The sequence below is a fragment of the Pseudomonas sp. 22526 genome, from assembly GCF_052044735.1.
In the GTDB taxonomy this organism is placed as follows: Bacteria; Pseudomonadota; Gammaproteobacteria; order Pseudomonadales; family Pseudomonadaceae; genus Aquipseudomonas; species Aquipseudomonas piscium.
On sequence record NZ_JBQENK010000018.1, the window covers coordinates 120,418 to 129,226 of the forward strand.

The 8,809-nt window shown below is 63.4% G+C and carries 8 protein-coding genes; 5 read left to right on the plus strand and 3 right to left on the minus strand.

Annotation, left to right across the window (positions count from 1 at the left end; all coding sequences use genetic code 11):
* Nucleotides 1-321 precede the first annotated feature (321 nt).
* Nucleotides 322-1,797 (plus strand): inorganic phosphate transporter, encoded by a 1,476-nt coding sequence (locus tag ACTJKT_RS24310; RefSeq protein WP_440788857.1) that lies wholly within the window; start codon nucleotides 322-324, stop codon nucleotides 1,795-1,797.
* Nucleotides 1,798-2,064: 267 nt separating this feature from the next.
* On the opposite strand, the gene ccoM is transcribed toward ACTJKT_RS24310, so the two are convergent.
* Complete coding sequence (ccoM, locus tag ACTJKT_RS24315) at nucleotides 2,065-2,181, minus strand: cytochrome c oxidase subunit CcoM (RefSeq protein ID WP_015634423.1); 117 nt, start codon at nucleotides 2,179-2,181, stop codon at nucleotides 2,065-2,067.
* 145 nt (nucleotides 2,182-2,326) lie between these two features.
* Nucleotides 2,327-2,485, minus strand: a complete 159-nt coding sequence (locus ACTJKT_RS24320) for a hypothetical protein (protein WP_097305301.1) — start codon at nucleotides 2,483-2,485, stop codon at nucleotides 2,327-2,329.
* Between the two features lie 208 nt (nucleotides 2,486-2,693).
* On the opposite strand from ACTJKT_RS24320, the gene ACTJKT_RS24325 reads away from it, so the two are divergent.
* The 3 genes from ACTJKT_RS24325 (at nucleotide 2,694) to ACTJKT_RS24335 (ending at nucleotide 5,328) form a co-directional block, all read left to right on the plus strand.
* Nucleotides 2,694-3,578, plus strand: a complete 885-nt coding sequence (locus ACTJKT_RS24325) for a LysR substrate-binding domain-containing protein (RefSeq protein WP_440788858.1) — start codon at nucleotides 2,694-2,696, stop codon at nucleotides 3,576-3,578.
* Nucleotides 3,579-3,667: 89 nt separating this feature from the next.
* Nucleotides 3,668-4,138 carry a RidA family protein gene (locus tag ACTJKT_RS24330; protein WP_440788859.1) on the plus strand — a complete coding sequence of 157 codons (471 nt, stop codon included), beginning with the start codon at nucleotides 3,668-3,670 and terminating at the stop codon, nucleotides 4,136-4,138.
* Complete coding sequence (locus ACTJKT_RS24335) at nucleotides 4,135-5,328, plus strand: aminotransferase class V-fold PLP-dependent enzyme (RefSeq protein WP_440788860.1); 1,194 nt, start codon at nucleotides 4,135-4,137, stop codon at nucleotides 5,326-5,328. Before ACTJKT_RS24330 ends, ACTJKT_RS24335 begins: the two co-directional genes overlap by 4 nt.
* Here the strand turns inward: ACTJKT_RS24335 and ACTJKT_RS24340 are convergent.
* A complete protein-coding gene (locus ACTJKT_RS24340; protein ID WP_025806750.1) occupies nucleotides 5,325-5,672 on the minus strand; it encodes a hypothetical protein in 348 nt (115 codons plus the stop codon). The two genes, ACTJKT_RS24335 and ACTJKT_RS24340, sit on opposite strands and share 4 nt — an antisense overlap.
* Nucleotides 5,673-5,891: 219 nt before the next feature.
* Between ACTJKT_RS24340 and rapA the strand changes: the two genes are divergently transcribed.
* On the plus strand, nucleotides 5,892-8,738 hold the full coding sequence (gene rapA, locus ACTJKT_RS24345; protein ID WP_440788861.1) for an RNA polymerase-associated protein RapA: 2,847 nt from the start codon (nucleotides 5,892-5,894) through the stop codon (nucleotides 8,736-8,738).
* Nucleotides 8,739-8,809: the final 71 nt, after the last annotated feature.

Genomic DNA, 8,809 nt, shown 5'->3' on the forward strand with positions numbered 1-8,809 from the left:
TGCCCTTGCGGATCAATGCCGATCGCAAGGCCGGGCAGGTGCCAGGCGCATGGCAGCGGATGGGCCTCAAGGACTCAAAAAGTGTCATGGAACTGAAATTTCATACAAGCGTTTGAGACGTTTGGCTGAGCGTTGCGCCCCTGACCTTTAGGATGAGCCCCAGTAAAATCAATGGCTTGCCCATGCCTCGAAAAAAGGCATGGCCATTGGCCTGCCTCCGGCTTTTTCGTTGAAGAATGTTACCAACCAGCACCTAGTGCATCGATTACCAGGGTTTTCTGGCATAATCGCGCCCCCTTATGACCGGGTCAGAAAACCTTCATGATCGATTTATTCAGCGGACTGGATGCTTGGGTGCTTGTGAGCCTCTTGCTCGCCCTGGCTTTTGTCCTCGCCTACGAGTTCATCAACGGCTTTCATGACACCGCAAATGCGGTTGCCACTGTTATCTACACCAAAGCCATGCCGCCGCACCTGGCCGTATTCTTTTCCGGTGTATTCAATTTCCTCGGCGTGCTGCTGGGCGGCGTCGGCGTGGCCTATGCCATCGTCCATCTGCTGCCGGTCGAGCTGCTGATCAATGTCAACACCGGCCACGGCCTGGCCATGGTCTTCTCGTTGCTGGCCGCAGCCATCACCTGGAACCTGGGCACCTGGTACTTCGGTATTCCCGCCTCCAGCTCCCACACCCTGATCGGTTCGATCCTCGGCGTCGGCCTGGCCAATGCCCTGCTCAGCGACATCCCCCTGGGCGATGGCGTGAACTGGCAGAAGGCGATCGACATCGGTGCTTCCCTGGTGTTCTCGCCAATGGCCGGCTTCCTGATCGCCGCCCTGGTGCTGATCGGCCTGAAGTGGTGGCGCCCGATCTCGAAGATGCACAAGACCCCGGAAGACCGCCGCAAGATCGACGACAAGAAACACCCGCCCTTCTGGAATCGCCTGGTCCTGGTGATCTCGGCCATGGCCGTGAGCTTCGTCCACGGTTCCAACGACGGCCAGAAAGGCATCGGCCTGATCATGCTGGTACTGATAGGTATCGTGCCTGCGCAGTTCGTGCTCGACCTGAACAGCACCACCTACCAGATCGAACGTACCCGCGACGCCACCCTGCACCTGAGCCAGTTCTATCAGCGCAACCAGGACTCCCTGGGCGAGTTCCTGGCCCTGGGCAAAAGCGTGAAAGACGACCTGCCAGGCAAGTTCCGCTGCAACCCGCAGCAGACCGAACCGACCATCGAGGCGCTGCTGGGCACCCTCAAGGGCGTTGCCGACTATCACTCGCTGCCGGCCGAAAGCCGCATCGAAGTGCGTCGTTACCTGCTCTGCCTGGATGACACCGCGAAGAAAGTCGGCAAGCTGCCGCACCTTCCGGCCCGTGAAAAGGCTGACCTGGACAAGTTGCGCAAAGACCTGACCGCCACCACCGAGTACGCGCCGTTCTGGGTGATCCTGGCCGTGGCCCTGGCCCTTGGCCTGGGGACCATGATCGGCTGGAAACGTGTGGTACAGACCATCGGCGAGAAGATCGGCAAGCAAGGCATGACCTATGCCCAGGGCATGTCGGCGCAGATCACCGCCGCCGGCCTGATCGGCATGGCCAACATCTTCAGCCTGCCGGTATCGACCACCCACGTGCTGTCTTCGGGTGTGGCCGGGACCATGGTCGCCAACAAAAGCGGCCTGCAAAGCGGCACCGTGCGCACCATCCTGCTGGCCTGGGTGCTGACCCTGCCGGCGACCGTGGCGCTGTCGGCCGGTCTGTTCTGGCTGGCCTCGAAAGCCCTCGGGACCTGATTCGCTCAGTCCGCGACAAAAAAGGTGCGCCCCTCGGGTCGCACCTTTTTTTATGCCTGAAAGAAATGATCGGCTTCTGTAGGAGCGAAGCTTGCTCGCGATGGGCTGCAAGGCAGCCCTGAAACCTGGTTTCGCGTTTTACCTGGAGACCTGTATCGCACAAACGGACGCTATCGCGGGCAAGCCTCGCTCCTACAAAACACGCAGGCAAAAAAAAGGGCAACCGAAGTTGCCCAAAATGCCTTGCGTGCTCGTTACCGGAAAGACTTAAGGTTTTTTGCGTTTATTCGCATCTTTCCAGATGAAAAATCCAAACCCAGCGAAAAACAGAACCATGAGGCCGACAGTCAGCACTCCGGCGATCACCACATTGTCGAAAAACATGACTGGCCTCCTGCTCTTGCCCTGTTGCGATGGGGCTAAGTTAACCAAAGAGGCGGCGGGGAAAATTGACCGGGGTCAATGGTCGCCCACGACAGGACGACAGGGAGGGGAAATAACTGACTTACATCAACAGATCGCGCCCGGTTCAGCGCTTTTTCGGCTTTTTCGGCTTCTTCTTCGGCTTGCCCAGGGGCATTGCCTGCTCGAATGCCTGGCGCACTTCATTCAGGCGCTTTTCCTTCAGGTCATGCACACGCTTGCTACGTTCGGCGTTCAGGTCGATCAGATTGTCGTCTTGGCTCATGGCGTTGGCTTGCATCATTCAGGTCAATGTCGACCGGAGCCTCTATATATAGATAGCGCGGCTGCGGCCCTTGCGGGTTTGCCAATAATGCGGCGTGACGCGGCGGCTGACCAGCGCTCAGCACTCGTCCAGCACGATAAAGTCGGTGCCTTGGCGATTTTTTCCCCGCAGAATCGGCACTTTCAGCGTTCGGCAAAGGATGTATGACGTGGAACTGCACAAGGCCCTCCCTCCCCTCCTGGCACTGCGTGCGTTCGAGGCCGTGGCCCGTCATCTCAGCTTCGTCAAGGCGGCCCAGGAACTGTCGGTGACCCAGAGCGCGGTCAGCCATCAGGTGCACAAGCTCGAACACTACCTGGACAAACGCCTGTTCATCCGCCGGACCCGGGCCATCGACCTGACCGCAGACGGCAACGCCTACTACCAACAGATTCGCCCGGCCCTGGAACGGATCGCCCAGGCCACCCATGAGCTGCGCGACGCCAGCCGGCAGCACAGCGTCTTGCGGATCGGCCTGCTGGCCTCGTTCGCCACGCTGTGGCTGGCTCCACGGCTGGCCGCTTTCACCCGCCTGCACCCAGAGATTCACGTCGAACTGCTGCCGGCCATCGGCCTGGCGGATGTCGCCGGCGCCGAAGTCGACCTGGCCATCCGCTACGGCAAAGGCGGCTGGCCGAACGTCCAGGCCAGGCGCTTCATGGCGGAACGCCTCACCCCGGTGTGCAGCCCCGAATTCAAGGCCCGCGGGGTGACCCAGGGCCCTCTGCTCATGGCCAGGTCGCACCAGCCGTTCGAGTGGCACGATTGGAGCAGACACCATCACATCGACCTCAGCCGCTACACCAGCCTGATGTTGCACGACTACAACATCGTGGTCGAAGCCGCCATCGCCGGCCAGGGCATCGCCATGGGTCGCCATCGACTGATCCACCGTCGCTTGGCCGAAGGCAGCCTGGTACCGGCCTTCGACCTGCCGCCCCTGGAAAACGACATCGGTTACTGGCTGGTGACCGCCGAGGGCCCGCTCAGCCCTGCGGTTGCCGCCTTCATCGACTGGCTGGACCGCGAGTCCGCCGGCCACCCCGACGAGTGAGAAATTTCGATACGTCGGATTAGATCTATCCGTTTGTCCGGCGCCTCACTGCTGAACATGCTGAAGGCCTTCATCCAGAGGACTCAAGCATGCATCACTCCCTCAGCCAACGTGTTCGACAACTGGGCTTCGAGCTGCCCGTCCCGAGCCAACCGATCGCCAACTATGTCAATCACGTCAGCAGCCAGAACCTGCTGTTTATCTCCGGGCAGATCCCCCTGCACGGCGACCAGCCTGCTTATATAGGACGCCTGGGCGAAACCTTGTCCGAAGAAGAAGGTGCCAGGGCCGCCGAGCTGGCGGCCCTGGGGCTGCTCGCACAATTGAGCGATGCGCTGAATGACGACCTCTCGCGCCTGGTGCGTATCGTCCGTCTCGGCGTATTCATTGCCGCCAGCGCCGACTTCCAGCGCCAGGGCGCGGTGGCCAACGGCGCTTCCAACCTGCTGGTCGACGCCCTCGGCGAAAAAGGCCGGCATGCCCGCACCGCCGTGGGCGTCGCCAGCCTGCCGGGCGGCGTGGCGGTGGAGATCGATGCGATCTTCGAGCTGCAGCCATGAACACCCTGAGCCCGGAACACATCCGCCAGCTGCGCGCGGCCACTCCGGGCTGTGCCCAGGTCATCCACTTCAACCATGCCGGAGCGTCGCTGCCCAGCCAGGCGAGCCTCGACGCCATGCTCGAACAGTTGCACCGTGAAGCCACGGAGGGCCCCATGGAGGCCGCGAGCCAGGGCGCCCTGCTTCAGGAGAGAGCACGCCAGGCCGCCGCCCGGCTGCTCAATACCAGTAGCTCGGCCATCGCCTTTGCCAGCAGCGGCTCCGCGGCCTGGGGCATGGCCTTCAATGCCTTGGGGCCGTGGCAAGCGGGGGACAGGATTCTGGTCGGGCGCCATGAATGGGGCGGCAACCTGGCCTGCATGGCCCCCGCCATCGCCGCCGGCGCCCGGCTGGAAGTGATCCCCTGCGATACCCAGGGCGCGGTCTCGGTCGCGGCCCTGGAACGGATGCTCGATGCGCGGGTGCGCCTGATTGCCCTGACCTGGCTGCCGGCCAACGGCGGTCTGATCAACCCGGCCGCCGCCATCGGCGCACTGGCCCGGGCCCGGCAGATTCCCTACTTCATCGACGCCGGCCAGGCCCTGGGGCAATTGCCCTGCGATGTGCAGGCCTTGCAGTGCGATGTGCTCAAGGGCGCCGGGCGCAAATACCTGCGGGGGCCGCGCGGTACCGCCCTGCTGTATGTCCGTCCGGAGTTCGTGCAACGCCTGCATCCGGGGCAGCGGGATGTGCTGTCGGCGCCCTGGGATGGCCAGGCTTTCACCCTGCGCGAGGATGCCCGGCGCTTTGAAACCAGCGAAGTGTCCCTAGTACTGCTGGCTGGGCTGGAAGCCGCCTTGAACCAGCTGAACAGCATCGGTATCGACGCCATACGCCAGCGCATCGATGGCCTGAGCCGCAGCATTCGCCTCGGGCTCGACACTATCCCGGGCCTGCAACGTCAGGATCTGGGGTACGAGCAGCAACAATCGGGGCTGATTGCTTTCACGCTGAAGGGATGGGACGGGTTCGAGCTGAAACAACGACTGGCGCGGCAAGGCATCAATATCGGCGCCAACGGCATTGCCTACACGCCCCTGGACATGCAGGCCCGCAGCTTGACCAGCATCGCGCGGATCGCCGTGAGTTACCTGAATACCCAAGAAGAAGCAGACCTGCTGTTGCAGGCGCTGCGAGAACTGGCTGTCTAAACCTCGACGTCAACCCACAGCCCCTGGCGTGGCGCGTCTTCGATCAGCGGCACCACCGGCACGGTGTTGTCGGCATTCAACTCGTCCCCGGGCACCGCCAGGTGCAGTTCGGGATCGTTCTCTGCCTCGGCTTCGCGCTGGCGTTTGTGCTTTTGCTGCTGGCGCTGCTGTTCTTCGCGCAGCAGCAGCGCCGACTGTTCGGCATCGCGCTTTTGCAGGTCGATGGTGCTTTCGTTGGAACTCTGTTGCACCGGCACCACCGGTGGGATGTCCGGGCGCGGCCGGATCGGATCCTGCTGGGAGGTCACGGGCACGGCACTCAAGGGCAGCATCGGGGGCAGCATATAATTGGTCTCCTGTCGGCAGGCTGTCGGCTGCTGCGGGGGCGACTTGAGCCATCGGTCGCAAACTTGTGACCCAGTCGTCACCCGATAGTGCCCCGAGCCCCGGCAAATGCGCCCGATACGCTACCTTCCAGCGTAGTTGTTTTTGTGAGAGTCCTTTGGCCTGAGGGCGCCGATCCGTTAACATAGTCGGCTTTTTCAAGGCGGGAGTCAGGCAGCATGGCGCAGCAGTATCAACCGGGGCAACGCTGGATTAGTGACAGCGAAGCCGAGCTAGGTCTAGGCACCGTTCTGGCACAGGACGGCCGCTTGCTGACCGTGCTCTATCCGGCCACTGGCGACACTCGCCAGTATGCGCTACGGAATGCGCCCCTCACTCGCGTGAGGTTTTCCCCGGGTGACACCATCACCCATTTCGAAGGCTGGAAAATGACCGTGCGCGAAGTCGACGACGTCGACGGCCTGCTGGTCTACCACGGCCTCAACGGGCAGAACGAAGTCGTCACCCTGCCGGAAACCCAACTCTCGAACTTCATCCAGTTCCGTCTGGCCAGCGACCGTCTGTTCGCCGGGCAGATCGACCCGCTGGCCTGGTTCTCCCTGCGTTACCACACCCTGGAACACACCAGCCGCCAGCTGCAATCGTCGCTGTGGGGCCTGGGTGGCGTACGCGCCCAGCCTATCGCCCACCAGCTGCACATTGCCCGTGAAGTCGCCGACCGTATCGCGCCGCGGGTTCTCCTGGCGGACGAAGTGGGCCTGGGCAAGACCATCGAAGCCGGCCTGGTGATCCATCGCCAGCTGCTGTCGGGCCGCGCCAGCCGCGTGCTGATCCTGGTCCCGGAGAACCTGCAGCACCAGTGGCTGGTGGAAATGCGCCGGCGCTTCAACCTGCAGGTCGCGCTGTTCGACGAAGAACGTTTTATCGAAAGCGATGCCGCCAACCCCTTCGAGGACACCCAGCTCGCCCTGGTGGCCCTGGAATGGCTGGTGGACGACGAGAAGGCCCAGGACGCGCTGTTCGCCGCCGGCTGGGACCTGATGGTGGTCGACGAAGCCCACCACCTGGTGTGGCACGAAGACCAGGTCAGCCCGGAATACGCGCTGGTGGAACAGCTGGCCGAGGTGATCCCGGGCGTCCTGCTGCTCACCGCCACCCCGGAACAGCTGGGCCAGGACAGCCACTTCGCCCGTCTGCGCCTGCTCGACCCGAACCGTTTCCACGACCTGGCCGCCTTCCGCGCCGAGAGCGAAAACTATCGCCCGGTGGCCGAAGCCGTGCAGGAGCTGCTGGATAAAGGTCGCCTGTCGCCAGAAGCGCACAAGACCATCCACGGTTTCCTCGGCAACGAAGGCGAAGCCCTGCTCGCCGCCGTCAACGAGGGCGACAGCGAGGCCAGCGCGCGCCTGGTGCGCGAGCTGCTGGACCGCCACGGCACCGGCCGCGTGCTGTTCCGCAACACCCGCGCCGCGGTGCAAGGCTTCCCCGAGCGCAAACTGCACCCGTACCCGCTGCCGTGCCCGGACGAGTACCTGGAACTGCCGCTGGGCGAACACGCCGAGCTGTACCCGGAAGTCAGCTTCCAGGCCCAGCCGGACGCCAGCGAAGAAGAGCGCTGGTGGAAATTCGACCCGCGCGTCGAGTGGCTGATCGACCAGCTGAAGATGCTCAAGCGCACCAAGGTCCTGGTGATCTGCGCCCACGCGGAAACCGCCATGGACCTGGAAGACGCCCTGCGCGTGCGTTCCGGCATCCCGGCCACGGTATTCCACGAAGGCATGAACATCCTCGAGCGCGACCGCGCCGCCGCCTACTTCGCCGACGAAGAGTTCGGCGCCCAGGTGCTGATCTGCTCGGAAATCGGCAGTGAAGGTCGCAACTTCCAGTTCGCCCACCACCTGGTGCTGTTCGATCTGCCGTCGCACCCGGACCTGCTGGAGCAGCGGATCGGCCGTCTCGACCGGATCGGCCAGAAACACGTGATCGAACTGCATGTGCCATACCTGGAAACCAGCCCGCAAGAGCGTCTGTTCCAGTGGTACCACGAAGCGCTGAACGCCTTCCTCAATACCTGCCCGACCGGCAACGCCCTGCAGCATCAGTTCGGCCCGCGCCTGCTGCCGCTGCTGGAAGAAGCCGACGACGGCGAGTGGCAAGCGCTGATCGACGAAGCGCGCACCGAGCGCGAGCGTCTGGAAGACGAGCTGCACACCGGTCGCGACCGTCTGCTGGAACTCAACTCCGGCGGCGCTGGCGAAGGCGATACTCTGGTGGAAGCGATCCTCGAACAGGACGACCAGTTCGCCCTGCCGATCTACATGGAAACCCTGTTCGACGCCTTCGGCATCGACAGCGAAGACCATTCGGACAACGCGCTGATCCTCAAGCCGAGCGAAAAAATGCTCGACGCCAGCTTCCCCCTGGGCGATGACGAAGGCGTGACCATCACCTACGACCGCAACCAGGCGCTGTCTCGCGAAGACATGCAGTTCATCACCTGGGAACACCCGATGGTGCAAGGCGGCATGGACCTGGTGCTGTCCGGCTCCATGGGCAACACCGCCGTGGCGCTGATCAAGAACAAGGCGCTGAAACCCGGCACCGTGTTGCTGGAACTGCTGTACGTCAGCGAGGTGGTAGCACCGCGTTCGCTGCAGCTGGGCCGCTACCTGCCACCGGCTGCCCTGCGCTGCCTGCTGGACGCCAACGGCAACGACCTGTCGGCGCGCGTCGCCTTCGAGACCCTCAACGACCAGCTGGAAAGCGTGCCACGGGCCAGCGCCAACAAGTTCATCCAGGCCCAGCGCGACCAGCTGACGCCGAAGATCAACGCCGGCGAAGCGAAGATCGCCCCGCGTCACGCCGAGCGCGTGGCCGAGGCGCAACGTCGCCTGGCCGCCGACACCGACGAAGAACTGGCGCGCCTGACCGCGTTGCAAGCGGTCAACCCGACCGTGCGCGACAGCGAGCTGGTGGCCCTGCGCCAACAACGCGAACAAGGCCTGGCCATGCTTGAAAAAGCCGCGCTGCGCCTGGAAGCGATCCGGGTACTGGTAGCGGGCTGATCCCCTGCTCTCCCGGTAAATGAAAAAGGCCCGCACAATGCGGGCCTTTTTTATCGGCTTCTGTAGGAGCG

What these genes read in the sequence shown, in the direction of transcription:
- ACTJKT_RS24310 (WP_440788857.1), top strand. Translation starts at nt 322, where the DNA reads ATGATCGATTTATTCAGCGGACTGGATGCTTGGGTGCTTGTGAGCCTC.
- ACTJKT_RS24335 (WP_440788860.1), top strand. Translation starts at nt 4,135, where the DNA reads ATGAACACCCTGAGCCCGGAACACATCCGCCAGCTGCGCGCGGCCACT.
- ACTJKT_RS24330 (WP_440788859.1), top strand. Translation starts at nt 3,668, where the DNA reads ATGCATCACTCCCTCAGCCAACGTGTTCGACAACTGGGCTTCGAGCTG.
- ACTJKT_RS24320 (WP_097305301.1), bottom strand. Translation starts at nt 2,485, where the DNA reads ATGAGCCAAGACGACAATCTGATCGACCTGAACGCCGAACGTAGCAAG.
- ACTJKT_RS24340 (WP_025806750.1), bottom strand. Translation starts at nt 5,672, where the DNA reads ATGCTGCCCCCGATGCTGCCCTTGAGTGCCGTGCCCGTGACCTCCCAG.
- rapA (WP_440788861.1), top strand. Translation starts at nt 5,892, where the DNA reads ATGGCGCAGCAGTATCAACCGGGGCAACGCTGGATTAGTGACAGCGAA.
- ccoM (WP_015634423.1), bottom strand. Translation starts at nt 2,181, where the DNA reads ATGTTTTTCGACAATGTGGTGATCGCCGGAGTGCTGACTGTCGGCCTC.